Consider the following 20821-nt stretch of genomic DNA (forward strand, 5'->3'; position numbering starts at 1 on the left):
CCCGAGAGCAGCCATGCCCCCGACCCACACCACACCACCACACACCCGTCATCGACTCACGACACCCCGCCCGCGCAAGTGGGCGGGGTGTCGGTGTTTTGATACGCTGTCCCCATGGACGACGCCGTTCTCGCACTCCTCCGCTGTCCGCTCGACCCCCGACGTCAGGCCACTCTCAGCCGCGACCAGCAGGTTCTCGTCTGCTCGGGGTGCCACGTCAGGTTCCCCATCAGGAACGGCCTGCCGATACTGGTCCCCGACGAGGGCGAGCTGCCCGCCGGCGTAAGGTCTTTCGACCGACTGCCGTGTCGTCGTCGCGGTCCGGGTTGATCTGGCGGAATCCGCGGCCGTTGCTATTACCGTCCGACCCTTCTTCGCGCTCCGAGAGGTGCCGTGAGGTTGTCGGATGTTACATCTCGTCTCGTCCCTGCCTTCCTGGCCACCGCGGTCTTGAACGGCACGGTCGCACACGCAGCCGAGTTGCCGGCGCAGTTGCCGCGCTACGAGGTGGCCGTGCGCCTCGACACGGTCGCCCACACGGCCGGGGTCCGGCAGCGCGTCACTTGGACGAACACCACCAAGCGGGCCGTCGCCGACCTGGCGTTCAACTTCTACCCGCACTACACGATCCCTCCGGGCGACGAGCGGCTGTTTGCGAACACGCTGGAGATGCTCCGCGTCCCGCCCTCGCAAGGGCTCGACCGTAAGGGCCACCCCGGCCGCTTCACCGATGCCGTGCTCGTCGCCCAGTCCGGGCGGCAGGTCGTCGCGCCGGTTGCTCTCCGCTTCGAGTACGACGTCGCGAACCGCACCACGCTTCGCGTCCCGCTCCCCCATCCGGTCGCCCCTGGGGAGACGGTAACAGTCGAGCTCGGCATCGGGTTGCAGCTCCCGAACAAGCAGGGCCGCTGGGGCCACTGGCAGGGTGTCACGTTCCTTACGAACGCGCTTCCGCTGCTGGCATACTGTGATGACACCGGCTGGCGTCCGATGCCGTTCGTGCCGTGGCACCAGCCGTGGTTCAACGAGGCCGGCGTTTTCACCGCCCGCATCACGCTCCCCGCCGACGAGACACTCGTCTGCCCCGCGGTGGCGAAGGCCGAGACCGTCGCGGACGGCTGGCGCACGGTCGAATTTCGCCCGTTCGTCGGCCGCGACTTCTCGTTCCTGGCCAGCAAGCGCTACCGCGAGTTCCGCGCGACGACGCAGCTGCCGGACGGCCGCACGCTGCCGCTGCGGTGCTTCGCGTTCGCCGAACACGAGTGGTACGCCAACGAAATCCTGAAGACCGTCGCCGAGGCGATACCGGTCTTCTCCGACTGGCTCGGCCCGTTCCCGCACGAGCAGTTCACACTGGCCGAGTCGTACTTCGGGTGGAACGGCAACGAGTGCGCCGGTCTGGTGATGGTGGACGAGCGGGTGATGGCGATGCCGCGGCTGATGCGCGGGTACGTCGAGTACCTACTCGCGCACGAGACGTGCCACCAGTGGTGGTACAACCTCGTCGGCACGAACGGGTACACCGAGCCCTTCATGGACGAGGGCGCGGCGGTCCACTTCACCCACCGCTACGTCGACTTCAAGCGCGGCAAGAACAACGCCTTCGCGGAGTGGCCCGCCGGCCTGGACTGGATGCCGAACATCCGTCGCGACAACTACCGGTACAGCTCGCAACAGACCGCAATCCGGAACGGGCACATGCAGCCGGCCGCGCAGCCGCTCGCCGAGTACGGCCACCTCAGCCGGTTGTTCACCGGGGCGTACGACCGCGGCTCGAAGGTGTTCGGCATGATCGAGGACCGGCTCGGCGAGGCCGCGTTCCTCGACTTCACCCGCGGGCTGGTGGCGAAGTACCGCTGGCGCGTGCTCCAGGCCGCCGACCTGCGCGCGGAACTGGAGGCGTACACCGGCCGCGACTGGGGCGAGTTCTTCGACCGCTGGGTCTACGGCCGCGGGCTCACCGACTGGGCCGTCGAGTCCGTGAGTACGGTTTCTTCACCGGGGCCGCGCGTCGGGTCGAGCAGCGACGTGACGGTCGTGGTGCGGCAGAGCCGCGAGTTCAGCGAGCCGACGGTGGTCGGCTTTACCCTCCCCGGCGGGCGTGTGGTACGGGTGCCTCTGCCGGCCGCGGACGCGCCGATGCTACTCCCCGACGGGGCGGCGGTGAAGCCGCTCGGCGGCAACCGGTGGGAAATCTCGACGCGCCTCCCGGCCGAGCCGACGCAGGTGGAGGTGGACCCGGACCGCGTGCTGCTCGACGCCGAGCCCGGTAACAACCGCTGGCGGCCGGAGTACACCGTCCGCGTGACGCCGCTGTACTCGATGCTCGACGAGACCGACCTGACCAGCGACTACGACCGCTGGAACATCACCGCGGGGCCGTGGGTGTGGGGCGTGTCGTACCCGGACCCGTGGTACACGCGCTCGACGATGGCCGGGCTGCGGGTGGGGGCGAACCGGCCGAACGTGGCCCGCGGCGGCGTCTACGGCGCGTACCGCACCGACTACCGCGACCTGGTCGCCGGCGCCGACCTGACGATCCCGCTGGAGATGGCCGAGATCGGCTTCAACTACGAGCGTCGCGTCGGCGGCCCGTACGGCGACACCGACGGCAGCGGCGGGCCGCAGCGGGCGTCGGCGTACTACCGGTGGGTGCTGCAACAGGGGTCGAGCCTGTACCTGCCGCCGGCGCTGTACCACGAGGCGTACACCGTGTACTCCGACAACTTCCTCCCATACGCCCGCACCACCTCGGCGGACGCCGTGCGGCCGGACGCGACGTGGAACGTCGGCTGGCACCTGCGCGGCAACCTGTACGCGCCGTACTGGAATCCCGAGTCCGGTGGCTGGGTGGACGTGATGGTCGCCGGCGGGCAGGCGCAGGTGCCTGACTGGACCGGCATGGCGCAGGGCCGGGTGGAGTTGGCCGGCGTCTACTCGCTGCCGGATGAGGTCGGCGGCCTGCGGCTGGCGGGACGGGCCGTCGGCATGATGGCGTTCCCGGACCGCGGCCAGTTCTTCGCCCTCGGCGGCGGCACACTGTACCGCGGCTATGACCTGGCCCAGCGGCAGGGGAGTGCGCTGTGGGTCGCCAACGCGGAGCTCCGACTCCCGATGATCCGACACGTGGAGTGGGACGCCCTCGACCACACCATCGGCGTCCGCGGACTGATGGCCGTGGCGTTCTACGACGTGGGCGACATCGGCGTCGGCGGTCGGAGCGTCGGCGGCGTGGCCCACGCGCTCGGCGCCGGCCTGCGCGCGGACGTGGCGTTTTTCAGTTTCCTGGAGCGCATGTCGTTCCGCTTCGACGTGGCGAAGACGGTCAACGACGCCACCCCGTTCCAGTTCTGGTTCGGCGTTCAACAAGCGTTCTGATCCCGATTTGGGCGTGTTGGCCGTGGCCGCCGCGGTCGCTAGGCTGAGGGTTTCCGAAGCCTCGCGGGGTGGCGCATGGGTACGCCGGCGAACGGGTCGGACGCCGCCGCAGTTGACGCCGCGGTCCGCGTGCTGGAGGCGCTGTCGAAGGGCTTCTCCGGCGGCGTCGCGGCGCGGTTCTGGACCGGCCGGACGTGGCAGGTCGGCCCGCCGGCGGCGTTCACGATGGTGCTCAAGCACGCCGGCGCGGCCCGCGCCATGTTCTGGCCGTTCGACCGCGTCGGCCTCGGCGAGTCCTACGTCTTCGACGACTTCGACGTCGAGGGCGACGTGATCGCGTTCGTCGGCTGGCTCCGGCACCTCGTCGGCGTGATGAACGGCCTGTCGCTGCCGGCAAAGCTCCGCACGCTTTCCCTTCTCGTGAAATTGCCGAAGCAGCGGAACCCGCGCGACGTGTCGAAGATCGGCCGGCCGCGCAGCGGCGACCAGAGTAACGACGCCGACCGGCGCGGCATCAGCATCCATTACGACCGGCCGGGCGACTTCTACCGCCTGTTCCTCGGCCCGACGATGGTCTACACGTGCGCCTACTTCCGTACGCCGACCGACACCCTCGACGACGCCCAGCGGCAGAAGCTCGACCACGTGTGCCGGAAGCTGCGGTTGCGGCCCGGGCAGCGGCTGCTCGACGTCGGCTGCGGGTGGGGCGGCCTGCTTCGACACGCGGTGCAGCACTACGGCGTCACCGGCGTCGGCGTCACGCTTGCGGGCGAGCAGGCCGAGTGGGCACTGAAGGCGAACCGCGACGCGGGCCTGGCCGACCGCATCTCGATCGAGTTCTGCCACTACCGCGACATGAAGTACGACGCCGAGTTCGACGCCGTCTCCAGCATCGGCATGACGGAGGAGGTGGGGAACCGCAACCTGCCGACGTACATGCGGGCGGTGGGCCGGGCGCTGAAGCCGGGCGGCGTGTACCTGCACCACGCGGTCAACCTGCGGCCGCATACGCCGTTCCCGCGCTGGACGGCGTTCGCGCGGAAGTACGTGTTCCCGAACGGCGACCTGCAGACGCTGCCGTTCGTGGTCGGAGAGGCTGCCCGGGCCGGGCTCGAAGCGCGGGACGTGGAGAACATCCGCGAGCACTACACGCGGACGCTGCACGCCTGGGTGCGGAACCTGGAGGCGAACCGCGACGCGGTGGTCCGCATCACCGACGAGGCGACGTACCGCATCTACCGGCTGTACATGGCCGGGGCCGGCATGGGGTTCGATGCCGGGACGTACCAGCTGAACCAGGTGCTGTTCGTGAAGCCGACCGCCGACGGCACCGCGGGCCTGCCGCCGACGCGCGACGACTGGTACGCGGGGGGAGCGGGCTGAAAGCCCGGGGGCGTCGCCCCCGGGCCTCGCGTGGCTACCCGACGTACACACCGCCGGTGAACGCCGACTCGAACGCGAAGAAGTCGCGCACCGGCGTGTTGTCCACGGCCAGGATGCGGACGCGGCTCGACCCGCCGCCGCCGGGCGCGACGACCGTCGTCTGCTTGCCGCTCACGATGCCACCGGCCGCGACGCGGACGCCGCCGCGGAACGTGCTCTCGAACGCCTGGAAGCTGCCCACCTGCTGCAGCGTGTTGGCGTCGAACGTCACCGCGACCGGCACCGAGCCGAGGCCCGAGCCCACCAGGATCGTCGGGGCGGTGGCCGTGCCACCGACTGCTACCGTCACGCCGTCGGTACTGCCGACCGGGAAGGCGAAGAAGCTCGTCCGCTGGGCCAGCGTCGCGGCGTCGAAGACCTTCACGTGCGGGCCGCCGCCGGGGCCGGCGCCCACCACGAGCAGGTTCTCCGACCCGCCGACCTGGACGCCGCCGCGGAAGTCGGCGCCGAAGGCCAGGAAGCGCGTCACCTCCGTCACGCCGCCGATGCCGAGCGTGAACAGGGCCACGACCGGCCCGCCGCCGACCCCCGCGCCGGCGACGATCTTCCCGCCGGCGACGGCGACGTTCACGCCGCCGGTGAAGCCGGGGAAGGCGAAGAACGTGGCCAGCTCCGCGCCCGTGCGGCCGTCGAACGCGGTGATCCGCGACGCGCCTACGGCCGACCCGGCGACGACGTCCTCGAACCCGTCGCCGGTGATGTCGCCGGTGGCGACGGTGACCCCGCCGCTGTAGGCCGTGTCGAACGCGAACTTGCGGAAGCGCTCGGTGCCGTCCGGGTCGTACGCCACGACCACCGGCCCGCCGCCCGGCCCGGCCCCGACGCCGACAATGTCCGTCGTCCCGGTCGTGATCGTCGTCGAGGCCGCGTTGTTCGACGGGTCGAGTTCGAAGACCGTCGCCGCGTTTCCGGCCGTGAACGTGTTCGTGACCGTGCCGCGGGCGGAGCCCGAAACGGTGAGCCTCAGCGTGATCGTCACCGTGCCACCGACGGCGATGTCGGCGGTGGTGTCGATGTCGCCGCTGCCGCCGGCCGCGGCGACGGACGAACCCGCGGTCGCCGTCGCGGTCCACGTCGCGCTCAGGCCGGCCGGAATCACGTCGGTCAGCGGCACGCCGGTCACGGCGGCCGGGCCGGCGTTGATGACGGTGACGGTGTACGTACCCGTCTCGCCGCTGCGGACCTCCGTCGGGCCGGACATGCTGACGCGCAGGTCCGCCGACGGCGCGAGCGACTCGACGCCGGAGAACGTGACCGTCTGCCGGTTGCCGAACGCCGCGGAACCCTGGAGGCCGGAGGCCGTCTTCGTCGCCGTCAGGGCCGGGGCCGTGGTGCCGGTCAGGTTTACCGTCATCGAGTCGCCACTGGCGGTGACCGGGTTGCCGGCCGCGACGGCGACGGTGTAGTTCGCGTCCGGCGTGACGGCGAACGTGTCGGCCGCGTCGCCGCCGGTGAGCGACACCGCCTCGACGCCCGACAGGGTGATGGCCGGGGCCGAGTCGCGGACGACGGTACCATTCACGGTGTACGTGTGGGCCGCGGTCGCGCCGACGTCCGTGAGCACCAGCGTGTCGGTACCGCCGGCGCCGGTGAACGTCAGCCCGTTCGGCAGGCTGCCGCCGAGTGAGTAGTTCACCGTCACGCGGTCGTCCCCGCCGCCGCCGGTGGCGGTCACCGCGCTGCCGGCCAGCGGCCCGGAGATCGTCAGGTCGAGCGCGCTCGACCCGGCCGCGCTCACGTCCACCGCGGCGCCCGTCGTTTGTAGACCGCTCGTCAGCGAGAACAGGCCGGTGCGCGGGTCTGCCGCGACTGTGCCGACGGTGACCGGTGTCGCCGTCGCGTACGCAATCGCGCCCGCGGCCGACCGCGCCGCGACGAGCCCGACCGCGTTCGGCGCGGCGTTCAAAGTCACGCCCGTCGCCGCCCGCGCGCCGAGTGCGGCGGCGGTGATCGCCCCCGCGGCGCCCTGCGTCACGGCGCCGGTCACGGAGTTCAGCCGCACCGTGCCTGTCGGCGCCGACACGGCCGTGTCGAGCGTCACCGCGTCGTCGGCGGACAGCAGCACGTCGGTCGTCTGCGCCCCGGCAATGCTGCTGCTCGCCAGCGTCAGCGAACCGTCGTCGGACACGAGCGAGACGGAGCCCGGAAAGGTGCCGCCGAACTGGCTCGCCGCCGGCAGCGACGCGTCGGTGATCGATTCGTCCTGCCGCATCACGAACGCGACCGGGGCGGCGGAGCCGGCCGCGTTCCGCAACTGCGGCGTGGCGGCGAGGAGGTTCACGGTCGCGGTCGTCAGCCCGCCCGGGCCGTTGCCCGCGCGGTACGTCTGGCTGTCGGCCCGGACCAGGGTGTTCGGGGTGGTGAACTGCACCTGCCCGGTCGCCGAGGTCCCCGCCTGCGCCGTGAACGCCGACCCCGCCGCCGACAGCGTCACGGCCCCGCCGAGCACCACGTTCCCCGCGGCCTGGATCACGACCGGGACCGCCGCCGCGCCGGTGATCGTGCCGCCGAACTGGATCGGTGCCCCCGCCGCCGCCGTGTTCGACAGCGTCACCGTCGTCACGCCCGTGCCCGGCGTCACCGTCACCGGGTCGCCGTACAACTGCGTACCGTTCGTCGTCACCGACCCGCCGAGCACGGTGGTGCCGAGCGGGTCGGTCGTCAGGCTCAGCAGCCGCGTCGTCGCCCCGGCGCCGAGGCCGAACGTGGTCGTGCCCGCCGTCGTCACGGTCAGCGCGGAGGCGCCGGCGCTCGCGCCGTTGAAGGCGGACGCGAACTTGATGTCGCCCGTGTTCGTCGATTCGAACCGCACGGCGTCGCCGTTCACGGTCACGGCGTCGTTGAACGTCTGCCCGCCGGACGTGGTGACGAGGACGAGCGGGCCGCCGGCGCCGACGGTCGTGGCCCCCGCGGCGTCGGTCGTCAGGCTCAGCAGCCGGGTGCCGCCCACGTCACCGGCGAACGAGGTCTGCCCGCCCGTGTTCACCGTGAGGGCGGTGGTGTCGGCGACGGCCCCGGACAGCGTGCTGTTGAACGCGATCGCGCCGTTGGCCGACGAGAACAGAGTCACGGCCGCCCCCGCCACGGTCACGGCGTCGCCGTAGGTCTGGTTGCCAGTCGTGGTGACGTTCCCGCCGATCTCCGTGCTGCTGCCGGCGCCGGCGTCGGTGGTCAGGAAGGCGAGCCGGGACAGGCCGCCGACCTCGGCGGCGAAGCGGGTCTGTAGCGCCGCGTTCACCACGACGCTGACCGGACTCGCGGCGGTGGCCGCCGTGTCGAGCGTGCCGAGGAACGACACGCCGCCGGCCGACGACGAGAAGATGACCGTGCTCACCGGCACGGCGGAGGTGCCTCCGACACGGACGGGGTCGTTGTAGGTCTGCGTGTCGCGGGTCGTCACGTTCGCGGCGAACAGCGTGAACCCCGCCGCGTCCGTCGTGAGCGTGGTGAGCCGAGCCGTGCCGCCGACCTGGCCGCCGAACTGCGTCGGCTTCGTCGCCGACCCCGCGTTCACCGTCAGGCTGTACGCGTCGGCCGTGGCCCCGTTCACCGTCTGCGCGAACTCGACGCCGCCGGCCGCGCCCGCGTCCAGCGTCACGCCGGTGACGGTCGGCACGAGTGGGTCGCCGACCGTCACGGGGGCACGGTACACCTGCCCGGAGTCGCCGGTCGTCGTCACGCCGGCCACCAGCGTCACGCCCGTCAGCGCGTTCTCGACGCCGAAAGACAGCGCCCGCAGGTTGACGTTCAGCGTCGCCACCCGCACCGACTCGACGCCGTTGACGGAGATGGCGCCGGCGAGGTTGATCCCCGTCCCGCTGCCGGCGTCATCGAAGGTCACGGACTGACTGCCGCCCCCGCCGCCGTCCACGACGACGAGCGCGGTCACGCCGGGGAACGCCGTCGCCGCCAGCCCGGTGCCGGCCACCGACAGGTCGGCGCCCGTGCCCGTCCCGGTGACCGTGGCGGCGTCGCCGGCGGTGCCGAGGGTGACGGTCAGGGTGCCGGCGGTGAAGTCGGTGGTGACGGTCGGGGTGACGCGGTCTTCGAGCGGTTCGACGCGGAACGGGCGGGCGAGCGGACGCGGGGGCATGGCCAAATCCTTCGGATGTCCGGCGACGGGCGCCTACCAACTGTAGCCGGTCGGGGGCGACGGGCGGGCGAAAACCGGGACGGGGTCCGGCGCCGGCGGCGGTGCGACCCGCCCGGCCGGCAGCGCCGCGCGGGTGCGTGCCGGTGGGAGCGACCGGGCCGGCCGACACCATCCCGACGGCTCGGGAGGGCGTTCGGATTGGTGGGCTGAGGTGGGGGCCGGGCCGCGGCCGGTTAGAAGCTGACGTTCAAAAAACTCATGGCCTCCACGGCCCACGGCCGCGGGCCGACGACGGGCACGCTGACGCCGGCGTTCAGGGCCGTGCGGCCGAACCGGAGCGTGAGGCCGCCGTTCACGTTCACCTGGTCGGGGAAGTACACCAGGCCGTTCGGGTCGCGCTGGTTGAACGGCGTCCGCAGGTGGACCTCGGCCCGCGGGATGACGCCGGTCAGGATGCCGGTCGGGTTCTGGTACGCGAAGTAGCCGACGCCCAGGCTCGCCCCGTACACGGTCGGGTCGCGCGAGTCGGTCGGCACGATCAGGTTCGTGATCCCCTGCACGTACCCGGCGTCAAACATCCGCACGAACCCGAGCCACGGCTGGAACAGCGTCGAGTGCGGGGCGGCCGAGCCGTCCAGGAGAATGACGTCGCCGCCTCCCCCGCCAGTCGGCGTGGTAACCACGAGGCCGGCCGACGCCAGGTTGCCGGTCTCCAGGTCGTTGTAGAAGGCGTACTTGAACAGCACGGACAGGTCGCCCACGGTCTGCGACGCGTACCCGACGGGCCCGTACTGCTGGATGTAGGGGAGTCGCATGCCGATCGAGGCGTCGCCGTCGAGGAGCGTGTACTCGAACCCGGCCATCTGCCGCTGCACGTCCGAGCCGCCGGTGTCGGGGTTCAGCGAGTAGCCGGCGTTCGAGTAGAACTGGTACCCGAAGTACAGGCGGTCGGTCGGCCGCGGCGAGTCGTTGTCGGTGATCTGGATGCCGCTGTACCGCGACGCGGCCGGCAGCAGCACCTGCGCCGTCCGCGGCACGTAGACCGTGCCCGTGGTCTGTGTCGTTGCGATCACCGGGTCGAGTACGAACACCGGGTCCTGCACCACCACCGGTGTGGTGATGACGATCGGTTGGCCGGACCCCCCGGAGCCGCCCTCCTGGGAGATGACGATCGTCCGGTTGAAGCCGATCACCCGCGGCGTGGTGCCGACCTGCCGCTGCGTCGTGCCGACGATCTGCTGCGTGAAACCGGTCGGCACCGTCACCGGGTCGTAGCCGACGACGACGGTCCGGCGGTAGAAGCCGCCGATGTTGTCGCCGTCGAAGTTCTCGTTGTACGACCGCGCCGCGAAGCCGCCGGCCTCGGTGAGGCGGCCGAACTCGGGGGGCAACAGGCGGTCGACCGGGCTCGGCGTCTTAGGGTCGGGCAGCTTGGGGTCGGGCAACTTGGGGTCGGGCTGTTTCGGCACGACCGGCGGCTGCTTCGGCTGCGCCTCCTGCTCGAACACGGAAATGAAGCTCGCCGGCAACCGGTCGAGCGGTTGCGCCTGGGCCGCGGCTGGCAGAAGCGAGAAGGCCAGCACCGCCGTCTTCATCCGCAACTGCATCGCCACCCCTCCCGGCGGGTCAATCCGGAACCGTCGCATCACCCTGCTGAATCGGCACGGACGGCCCGCTCGGTCGATCCGGCCCGGAGGGAGAATGAGCGTACTTCGCCTCGGGGGTGTTACAGGCGGTACAGCTTCACAACTACGTCGTAGGTGTGGTGATCATTGTGTCCACGAGTCCCCCCCCAGGGGGTCCGTGCACACAATGAGCTAGAAACACGAAAGAGTATCTGATCGAATCAAGGCGTCGTGCCGGAACTCGTGAGCGGGCCGCTACTTCTGAACTGTCACCGGCACGACACGGCGGATCAGCCGCGGCGGGTCGGCTTTTGCGTCCGCCGGCTCGAACAGGAACCGCGAGATCGGCTGCCGCCAGCGGTCCTCGCAGAGCGGGTTGTGGCGACTCCGTAGGACGGTCGGAGCTGGCACGTCGACGTCCGACGCGAACAGCACGAAGTAGTCCGTATTGGAATCTTCGTCGCCACTCGGGGTCACCGAAAACGGCGTACTCATCCGCGGGCCAAGGAGCGTCGCACCGGCGGTGATCGCGGTGCGCTCCAGCACCTGCACCTTCGTGTAGCCGTCGGACTGGACATGAAGCGCCAGCAACCGCAGCGGCCGTGTCGCGGTCACGCGGAGCTTGAACGGCTCGCGCGCCCTCACCTCCGCCCGCCGCGTCTGGAAGCCCTCGCCGACCACCACCTCGGCCTTGAACGCAGGGTCGTCGGCGTCGGCGCCGTACCACGACTCGGGCGGGCCGGCCGCAGGACCGCCGAAGAACCGCCCCGGCCGCGGGCCGCACGGCGGGTCGCCCGGCGTCAGCAACTCCACCAACTTCCGCACGTCGGTCGTCAGCGGCGCAGTCGGGGCGAGCGCCGCGGCGAGCCAGTCGCCGCGGATCACCGGCACCTTGCGGACACCGGTCAGGCGGGTCAGGTTCTTGCCGAGGTCGCCGGTCCACGTCGCGTCGGCGACCGGGTACTCCAGCAGGATCACGTCGAACGCCGTGAGCGCGTGGGCGTTGTTGCGCGGGCCGCCGGCCTCGACCCGGTCGAACAGCTTGCCCTTGTCCCATCCGGCGTTGCGGAGGTCGAGGCGGAAGACGGTCGCGGCGGGGTCGGCGGGCACGAGCGGCACGTCCTTGCCGCTGGCCCGCTGGAGCGCGGCACGGAGCTTTTCCTCGGCGGCGCGCAGGTCCGGCGGCGCGGCACCGTCGCGGACGAGGTGCGCGAGCGACAGGTAGCGCAACGCCGGCTTGTCGGCGTCGTCCTTCGTCCGCCAGTCGGCGAACGCCGTGTCGGCGGCGTACCGGTCGTCGAACGTGTGCGGGTAGCCGGGGGCGCCGGCCGTGACCCACGCGGTTAGCGTCTTGATTTCCTCATTCGTCGGCCGCGGCCGGCCGCCGGGCGGCATCGACCCGTCGCGGAGCAGGTCGAGCAGCAGCGACTTCGGCGGGTCGGCGGGGTTGACGAGCGGGACGGGGTAGGCGGGGGCGGTGAGTTTCGGGTGGTCGAGGACGGACACGTCGCCGCGGCGCGGCTTGTCGCCGTGGCAGGCGGCGCAGTGGCGCTTCAAGATGTCGCGGGCGCGGACGGCGAGGTCGCCGCGGTCGCGGGGCGACAGGTCGGGCGCGGCCGCGGCGGGCGCGGCGGCGACGAGAAGGACGGCGAGGGCAGTGCGCATGTCGGTGGCTCGGGGCGTCGCCGGTTGCGGCGTAGCGGGCACCACCGCTACGCCGCAACCGGCGAAAACAAGAAGCGAATTACCGGCTCACCACCGCCGCCGACGGCGGCCGGCGTGGGAACGTGATCGGCTGTTGCGCGTCGTCGCGCTGCCCGGCCGCCCGCAGCAACACCGGCAACCGGCCCGACACGTACTCCACCAACTCGTCGCCGCCTAGCGCCCCGTCGGTGTCGGCGTCGGCGCGGCGGAAGCCGGGGCCGAGCGCGTCCAGCAGCGCCGCGGTGAACACGCCGCCGCCGACGCGCGGGTGCTCGTAGGAGAGCTGCCCCTGGTCGCAACTGCACACCACGAACGGGCCGTGCCCGTCCGGCACGCAGCGGCGCACGAGGTTCGCCGCCGCCGCCTCCCCCGAGTGGCAGGCGTCCAGGAGTACCACCTGTCGGCAGTTCACCTTCGCCAGCGCGGCGAACAGCTCCTCCGCGGCCAGCCCCGTCTTCTCGGCAGCGGCCCGCGCGTAGTCCGGGCCGCACAGCATGAACCGGCCGGCCCCCGTCACCACGCCGCGCGCCCGCTCACTGCCGCCGCCGGCCTTCGCGTCGGCGCCGAGCAGGTCGCCGTGGCCGGCGAAGAACACGACCATCAGGTCGTCCGGCTTCGCCGTCGCCGCGGCCTTGTCGATGGCGGCGAGCAGCTTCGCGCGGGTGGCGTCGGCGTCGAGGCGGAGGTCGATGCGGGCCTGCTTGAAGCAGCCGCCCTCGTAGCGGCGGAAGGCGTCGGCGATGCCGCGAGCGTCCTTGTCGGCGAAGATCAAGTCGCCGAGCGCCCGCGCCCCGCCGGCCGCCTTGCGGTTCCCGGAGTAGTCGTTGATGCCGACCGACACGGCCACGAGGTCCGTCGGCGGTGCGGGCCGCGGGTTCCGCACCACGCGCGAGTCTTCGGAGCGCCCGCCGAGCGCGTTGTACGTCACCACCGCGAGCCGGTTTTCGCCCGCCCGCAGCGCCGCCAGCGGCACGGTCACCGTCTCGTCGAACACGTCTTTGCCGCCGGCCGGCCACGACTTGTAGCGGTGGTCGTTCAGCCACAACTCGACGCGCTCCGGCACCAGGTCCACGTTCGACCCGCGCCGCCGCACCACGACGCCGGCCGTGACGCCCTGCGGCCCGGCCTCCGTCTCCGTCACGCCGATCCGCACCGGGGCCGGCTCGACCTGTGTAAACGACCGCGGCACCGGGTTCTCGCCGAGGGCGAGTTTCAGCGCCCCGGCCAGGTCGCGGGCGCCGAGCAGTTTCTCGATCACGTCCGGCCGGTGGAACTGCTTCTCGAACTGTTGCAGCGGGTAGAACTCCGGCCGCACGCCGGGCGTGGGGGCGTTGACGTGCCAGCCGACGAGCCGGTCGCCGTGGGCGCTGGCGGTGTGGTAGTACGAGCCGTGCCACGACCACGCCACCCACTCGGTGAGGCGGCCGCTGTCGTGGTAGCCGGCGAACCACTTCCACACGGGGCGCTGCCGCACCGTCGTGAGCGTCTCGCGCCGCGGCTGCCCCGGCTGTTGCAGCCCCAGGAAAAGTTCCGTGCCGGACACCGGGCTCGCCAGCGCCTTCATCGCATCGTCGGCGATGCCGGCTTCCTTCCGCCCCACGCGGCGCTCGTACAGCGGCCGCCCGCCGACGGCCAGGAAGTCGAGCCGGTCGCCGACGCGCAACCCGGCCTCCCACGCGGGCGAACCCGTGTCCACGGCGGTGACTGCCGGAACGCCTTCTCGTACCGCCACGACCGCACCGAGGTTGTTCCGCGAACCCCAGTCGGTGAGGCTCCACGCGGCGACGGTGTGGTCCGCCCCGCCGGTGACGAACCACGACCCGTCCGCGGCCGCGACCACCGACAGTACCTCGCCGGCGTGGCCGGTGTACAGTCGCGCGCGGACGGCTCCTTCGGGCCGCAGTTCGAACAGCGACGCGCCGTAGTAGTGGCCGACGATCACGCGAGTCGGCTTGCCGTCGCGCGCCGGTAGGAACGTGTAACACCTCGAGGCCTGGTCGCGGTTCCAGTCGAGCGTCAGGGGGTGCTTCACGTCCGGCATTCCGGGCCGAGACAGGACTGCGTGCCACAGGAAGCTGTCGACCGTGTCGGGCTCGACACGCCAGCCGTCGGCGCCGGTCAGGACACCGACCCAGTTCGTGTCGGCCCGGGTGGGGGCCAGGCGGTCGAGGTCGAACTTGGTCCAGTCGCCGGAGCCGCGGGCGTTGGGGTCGGTCGGTCGCGGCGTGCGGGCGGTTTGCACGCCGAGCACCTTGCCGTCAGCCGAAAGGTTCACGGCCCAGTTCCGCCGCCCGGCCCCGCGGACTGTGACCGCCGGTCCGCCGATCGGGGTGAACGTCACCTCGTCGGCGTCGCCGCCGGCGATGGCGAGTCGGCCGTCGGGGTGGAAGGCGAGCGCCTCGGCCGGGCCGGTGTACGGCAGGATGGCCGGCTTCGCGTCGCCGTTCGGCGGCGGGTCGTAGAGGTGGATGTCGTCGCGCCCCTCGAGGTAGAACCGCGGCTTCCCCTCCGCCGCGGGTAGCACCTCGGCTACGCCGACGGCCAGCCTGCTGGTTTTCGCGTCCCACGCGAGGCTGCGTGGCAGGCGGGCGGCCGGCAACTGACGACGATGCTTCTGGGCGCCGTCGGCCGAGACGATCAGGACCTCGGGCATCCCCTCGGTCGCGGCGGCTAGCCACTTCCCGTCGGCGCTCCACGCCGCCCGGTAGACCGGCTGCCGCTGCCCGTCGTTGACGACGAACAGTTGCCTCGTCGTCGCTTTGCCGTCGGCCGTTTCGGAGAGCGGCCCCGCGAGGTCGGCGGCCCGCACCTCGCCGCTCTGGGCGACGGATTCGAGCGTGGCCGCGTCGGTGAAGCGGACCGCGCGTGGGATGTTCAGCTCGGTGAGGGTATCGTTAAGGAGTTTGCGTGGGTCGTGCCGGCCGGCCCACAGCGGCCGCGGCGACGGCGGGGCGTCCGGCTCGTGCTCCTTCAGCAGCGTCGGCTCCCACACCCACAGGCTGCCGTCGGCGGTGCCGAAGCCGACGCGCTTCCCGTCCGGCGCGAAGGCCACGGCCGTGACCGCGTTAAAGTTGTCGACGCCCGGCCGCGACTTCGGCCACGTCAGCCCGACCAGGTCGCCGGTCTCGCGGTCGATGACGGCGACGGTACTCGGCCGCATCCCCAGGCCGCCGACGGCGACCAGGTTGCCGTCCGGCGACACGGCGATTGCCTTGATGCCGCCGCGCTGCTCGCGCCACGCCCGCCACCGCAGCACGCGGCCTTGGGCCGGGTCGGTGTCGAGCCCCTTCGCCGTCACCGGCCAGACGCGGACGACCTTGTCGTCGCCGGCGGCGAACAGGAACTTCCCCGCCTTGTCGAAGACGAGGGCGTCGCAGGTGCCGACGCGGCCGCCGGCCTCGACGACGACCTCGGGCTCGTCGCGGCTGCGGCGGTCGGCCTGCTGGGCGGCCGCCGGTACTGCGAGGACCAGAGTGACGATCGCGGCGGCGCGAAACATGGGGGCGCCCTCGTGGTGTGGGGTCAGGGTAGGCGGCGGGTGTTAGAATGGCCCCACCCCCGCGGACGCACCGATGAACCAGCCCGACCAGACGCAGGTCAACACCGGCGACCGCCCCCCGGTCGACGCCTCCGGCACGAACGCCGAAGCGACCCGCACCGCCGGCCAGGTCGGCCCGCCGCCGCCGGTGCCTGCGACCGAAGCCGACCGCACCGACGCCGTGGTGTCGGTCGCCCAGCAGTACGAGTTGGTGCGCCAGCTCGGCCGCGGCACGTTCGGCGAGGTGTGGCTGGCCCGCAAGAACCCGAGCGGCATCGAGAAGGCTGTGAAGGTGCTGCACCAGCCGGCCGACCAGGACACGGCCAAGCGCGAGCTGAAGTCGCTGGAACTCATCAAGAACCTCCGCCACCCGTACCTGCTGGCCACCGAGGACTTCTGGGTCGGCGGGAACAAGCTGTACATCGTCACCGAACTGGCCGACGGCACGCTCCGCGGCCGGATGAAGGAGTGCATCGCCGAAGGGAGGCCGGGCATCCCGCTGGACGAGTTGTTGGTCTACCTCCACGAGTCGGCCGAGGGGCTCGACTACCTTCACCAGAAGCAGATTACCCACCGCGACGTGAAGCCGGACAACATCCTCGTGGTGAACCGGCACGCCAAGGTCGCCGACTTCGGACTGGTGCGGCACCAGGCGGCGGCGGTCGAGGCGGTCAGCTTCGCGGGCACGCCGGCGTTCATGGCCCCGGAAATCTGGCTCGGCGAGGGCGGCCCGGCCAGCGACCAGTACGCCCTCGCGGTCAGCTACGTCGAGCTGCGGCAGGGGAAGACGCCGTTCGCGTTCGCCACCGACGGCGTGATGGCGGCCCACGTCGAGGGGAAGTTCGGCTTCGACGACCTGATCCCGGAGGCCGAGCGGGCGGTGCTGCGGAAGGCGATGGCCCGCAAGCCCGAGGACCGCTACCCGACGTGCGCCGCGTTCGCCGCCGCGCTCGCCGATTCGGAAGGGCGCGCGGTCGTGCGGTCCGACACGCCCGCGGGCAAGCCGCAGCCGAAGTGGCTGATTCCCGCCGCGGCAGCGGCCGTCGTGCTGCTGGGAGTGGGTGTCTACTTCGGATTCTTCGCGGAGAAGGGCGGCTCACGCGCCGGCGAGACGGCCACGCCCGCCGGGGCCGTCGCGGAGCCCGGGACGGAGCTGGTGACGTTCCTGGACGGGCGGCAAGCGCCGCAGTGGGTGACGCTGACTCGCGGCCCGGAGACGATGCGCTTCCGGCTGATCACGCCGACGGGCGGGCCGGGCACGCCGATGCCGTTCTACCTCGCGGCGGCGAAGGTGTGGAACCAACTCCACCAGGAGGCGTGCAAGGCCGGTGGCGTGCCCGACCCGGACCGCGAGCAGCCCGGCGGCCCGGCGGCGCCGGTCGTCAACGTGACCGCGACCCAGGCCGCCGCCGTCGCCGCGGCGATGGGCGGCCGGCTGCCGACGCCGGACGAGTGGGACCACGCCGCCGGCTTCCACGACCGCGGCGGGCTGGCCGGCCCCCTGCGGGTCGGCGGCGCGGCGCGCGTCGGGCTGAAGGAGCCCGCCCCCGCCACCGGTCCCGACGCCGACCGGTCCGCGAACGCGCTTGGCCTCCTCGACATGGGCGGCAACGGCCGCGAGTGGACCGCCGCCGTCCTGCCCGGCCGCGGACAGCCGCCGCTGCCCGTCGACGGCGCCGCGTTCGATCCGGAGGCGCGGGTGGTACTGCGCGGCCGGGCGTACTTCCTCCGCACGCCGCTGACGTTCGCCGACATGGAACTGGAGCGCGACGAGCCGCAGACGCAGTTCGCCCGCGAGAAGAGTGCGTACACCGGCTACCGCGTCGTGCTGCCGGTGCCGTGACAGTCGCTGCGCACCTTGCGAGTGTGCGTCCGCCCGGGGATACTCCCCCTCACCCCGGGGGGCCGCCGATGACCACCATCCTGCAACCACACTTCGCCCTCAGCACGCATCTCGCGCCCGGCAAGACGCCCACCGCCGCCGACGTGCTCCTCACGTTCCGCGTCGAGCGCACGGGCGCTCTCGCCGGTCCCGGCCCGCGGCTGCCGCTGAACCTCGGCCTCGTCCTCGACCGGTCCGGCTCCATGGCCGGCAAGCCGCTCGACCAGGCCGTCGCCGCCGCCGGGATACTCCTCGACCAACTCGACGGGCGCGACACCCTCTCCGTCGTCGCGTTCGACCACACCGTCGACACGGTCGTGCCCCAGGAGCCGGTGGCCGACCGGGCTGCCGTGATGAAGCGGCTGAGGAAGGTCCGCCCCGGCGGCTCCACGAACCTGTTCGACGGGTGGGACGCCGGCTGCGGCCAGGTCGCCTGTTGCCGCGCCGACCATGCCGTCAACCGCGTACTGCTCCTCACCGACGGCGCCGCGAACCACGGCGTCACCGACCCGGCGAAGGTTGCCGGACACGCGGCATGGTGGGCCGCCCGCGGCGTCTCCACCACCACGCTCGGCTTCGGCCGCGACTTCGAGGAAGACCTGCTGCTGAAGATGGCCGAGGCGTCGGGCGGCAACTTCTACTACATCGAGACGCCGGAGGACGCCTGCCAGGTGTTCCAGATCGAGGGCGAGACGCTCACGTCCGTCGCCGTTCGGAACCTCGTACTCACGCTGACGCCCGCCGCCGGCAGCGGCGTCGTCGTGAAAGACGTGTTGAACCGCTACGCCACCCGGGAGACGCCCGGCGGCCTGGTGGTGAGCGCCGGCGACGTGTACGCCGCCGAGGACAAGATTCTCGGCGTGGCAATCGAGGTTCCGCCGCAGAGCCGTGGCCGGACGGCGGTTCCGCTCGTCGAGGTGAGCTACACCTGCGACCTGATTTCGCACGGCGGCCGAACGGTCCGCGCGGCGGGATCGTTCACGGTCGCCGTGCCGGTGAGCACGGCCCCCGCGGTCCGCGACGTGGACGCGGTGCGACAGGCGGCCCGGCTCCGCGTCGCGGCGGCGAAAGAGGACGCGGTTCGCCACTACGACGCACTCCACACGAAGGACGCGGAGGCGGTGACGCGCGCCGCCGCGGACGGGCTCCGGCAGCAGCAGCTAGACGAGGAGTTCGACCTGGCCGAGGAGGCGGCGCAGCTCGACTACTACGCCGACCGCTTCGCCGCCGGCGGGCTCAGCGGCCCGGACCGCAAGACGCTCCGCGACCAGGCCTACCAGGGCCGCACCCGCGGCCGCGACGACCTCGCCGCCCGCGGCAGCGGCGGCGGCTCGGCGCACTCGCTTCCCACCACGGCCGAGGTCGGCAACGGCGTCGAGGTGCGCTGCGTGCGCGACGGCGGCAAGCTCCGCGTCGAGCCGGTCAGTGCGGGGTTCGAGCGCGAGTTCCGCGTCCTGTTCCCGCGCGCGGTTCGCGAGCCGGGCGTCCACTACGTCGTGGACGGGCTCGAGCTCTCTGCGAACGGCACGTTCTACAAGCCGTCCGGCGCGATCAAGCGACTGACAAAGCCGACCGCGGTCCACAGCGCGGACCCGTCCGACCCGCTGAAGTTGACGGAACTGTTCGCCGGCGGCGGGGAGCCGTGGCTGCCGGTGCTCAAGCCGGTGATCGAGGTGCAGCCGCGGGCCGGCGAGTTCATCGGACCGAACCGCGACGCGGCGGTCGTGCCGATGCGCGAACTCACGTTCCAGGCGCTGAAGCCGAACCCGCCGGAGAAGTGGAAGGTGGTGGTGTTCGGGCAGAACCCGTACCCGCGGGCCGAGTCGGCCACCGGCATTGCCATGTTCGACAACACGTTCGCCGACTGGGCCGACAGCAAGTTCGGCAAGGTCACGTCGATCCGCTGCGTCATCAAGGCCGCGGTGATGTCGAAGCACGGGCTACCGAAGTCCACCGGCATCGCCGACATCCGCAAGCTGCTGGCGAAGGAGAAGGCCGTTCAGCCGCCCGAATGGTTTCAGGCGATGCTGACGCAGGGCGTGCTGCTGCTCAATGCGGCGCTCACCGCCAGCACCGAGAAGGGCGCCCCGGCCGACCCGCACGCGGCCTTCTGGCGGCCGGTCGTCGAGAAGCTCGTCGAGGAGATTCTGAAGGCGAAGCAGGCCAGCGCCGAGCCCGCGGACAGGGGCGTCGTGTTCGGCTGGTGGGGCGCCCACGCCCGCAACCTTCGCTCGCTGGTCGAACGGCTTCAGCAGAAGTACCCGGGCGTGAGGGTGCGGCACGTCGATCACTGCAACCCGGCCGCGCAGGGCGACGTCTTCTGCGACGGCGACCACTTCGGGAAGATCAACGCGGCCCTGCGCGGCGTCGGCGCCGGCGAGATCGACTGGCTGCCGAGTGTGGGCTGGAACGCGGGCGCGAGCGACGCCGAGCGGATGGGTGCGTTCATCACGCAGACGCAGGAACTGCACAAGCTCTACCTGGAGCGGTTGCAAGAGGTCGCGGCCGAACTGGCGGCGCCGCTGCCGGCCATTGTCGGCGTGCTGGCGTCGCCACTGTTGGCGTTCCCCGACGCGGTCGGGCCGCTGGTCCCCGCGGTGCCGGGGCTCGACTTCTACCTGAAGCGCGCCCACCAGTACGGCCAACTCCAGGCCGCGCGGCCGGGCACCGACCTGAGCGCGGACGAGATCGCCGCCGTGTACCTGTACACCACCGAGTCGTCGTTCCACCGCCGGCTCAACGCCGTGCTGCGCGACCCGGACCGCGACCACGCCAGGCCGTACTTCGGCTACCTGCGGCTGCTGCTGACGGCGCTGCCGAGGCTGGCCGGGTACACCGGCAGCCTGTGGCGCGGCGTCGCGGCCGACCTGCGGCGGCAGTACCCGAAGGGCGGCACGGTGACGTGGTGGGGCGTGTCGTCGTGTACGGCCAAGCGGTCGGTGGCGACGAGCTTCATGGGCGGCACCGGCAGGCGCACGCTGTTCGAGATCACACCGGCGCAGGCGGTCGGCATCCGCCGCTACTCGGCGTTCACCGGCGAGGACGAGTACGTGCTGTTGCCCGGGGCGCGGCTGGCCGTGACGGACGTGACGTCGGAGCCCGGAGGGCTCGCGACGATCCGGCTGCGCGAGGAAGCGGGCGGGCGCGAGGTGTCGTGA

9 protein-coding genes are annotated in these 20821 nt (G+C 72.1%); 5 read left to right on the forward strand and 4 right to left on the reverse strand.

The annotated features are described in order from the left end of the window. Positions 1-114 precede the first annotated feature (114 nt). The 3 genes from ETAA1_RS33785 (at position 115) to ETAA1_RS08050 (ending at position 4761) form a co-directional block, all read left to right on the forward strand. Positions 115-330 (forward strand): Trm112 family protein, encoded by a 216-nt coding sequence (locus ETAA1_RS33785; protein WP_390621235.1) that lies wholly within the window; start codon positions 115-117, stop codon positions 328-330. Between the two features lie 63 nt (positions 331-393). Next, a complete protein-coding gene (locus ETAA1_RS08045; RefSeq protein ID WP_145236072.1) occupies positions 394-3378 on the forward strand; it encodes a M1 family metallopeptidase in 2985 nt (994 codons plus the stop codon). 75 nt (positions 3379-3453) lie between these two features. Continuing rightward, positions 3454-4761: an SAM-dependent methyltransferase gene (locus tag ETAA1_RS08050; RefSeq protein ID WP_145236075.1), complete on the forward strand. Its 1308-nt coding sequence runs from the start codon at positions 3454-3456 to the stop codon at positions 4759-4761. Between the two features lie 34 nt (positions 4762-4795). Here ETAA1_RS08050 and ETAA1_RS08055 read toward each other — a convergent pair whose 3' ends face one another. The 4 genes from ETAA1_RS08055 to ETAA1_RS08070 all read right to left on the reverse strand — a co-directional run bounded on the left by ETAA1_RS08055 (position 4796) and on the right by ETAA1_RS08070 (position 15742). Beyond that, positions 4796-8914 (reverse strand): beta strand repeat-containing protein, encoded by a 4119-nt coding sequence (locus tag ETAA1_RS08055; RefSeq protein ID WP_145236078.1) that lies wholly within the window; start codon positions 8912-8914, stop codon positions 4796-4798. 233 nt (positions 8915-9147) lie between these two features. Beyond that, positions 9148-10560, reverse strand: coding sequence for a hypothetical protein (locus ETAA1_RS08060; protein ID WP_145236080.1), 1413 nt, complete (start codon positions 10558-10560; stop codon positions 9148-9150). Positions 10561-10794: 234 nt separating this feature from the next. Next, positions 10795-12204 (reverse strand): hypothetical protein, encoded by a 1410-nt coding sequence (locus tag ETAA1_RS08065; RefSeq protein WP_145236083.1) that lies wholly within the window; start codon positions 12202-12204, stop codon positions 10795-10797. A 79-nt stretch (positions 12205-12283) separates the two neighbouring features. Then, entirely contained in the window at positions 12284-15742 is a 3459-nt protein-coding gene (locus ETAA1_RS08070) for a caspase family protein (protein WP_145236086.1), read from the reverse strand. Between the two features lie 73 nt (positions 15743-15815). On the opposite strand from ETAA1_RS08070, the gene ETAA1_RS08075 reads away from it, so the two are divergent. Further along, complete coding sequence (locus tag ETAA1_RS08075; RefSeq protein WP_145236089.1) at positions 15816-17624, forward strand: protein kinase domain-containing protein; 1809 nt, start codon at positions 15816-15818, stop codon at positions 17622-17624. A gap of 68 nt (positions 17625-17692) precedes the next feature. Then, positions 17693-20821, forward strand: coding sequence for a VWA domain-containing protein (locus tag ETAA1_RS08080; RefSeq protein WP_145236092.1), 3129 nt, complete (start codon positions 17693-17695; stop codon positions 20819-20821).

Origin of the sequence: Urbifossiella limnaea (genome assembly GCF_007747215.1) — a bacterium.
Classification (GTDB): domain Bacteria; phylum Planctomycetota; class Planctomycetia; order Gemmatales; family Gemmataceae; genus Urbifossiella; species Urbifossiella limnaea.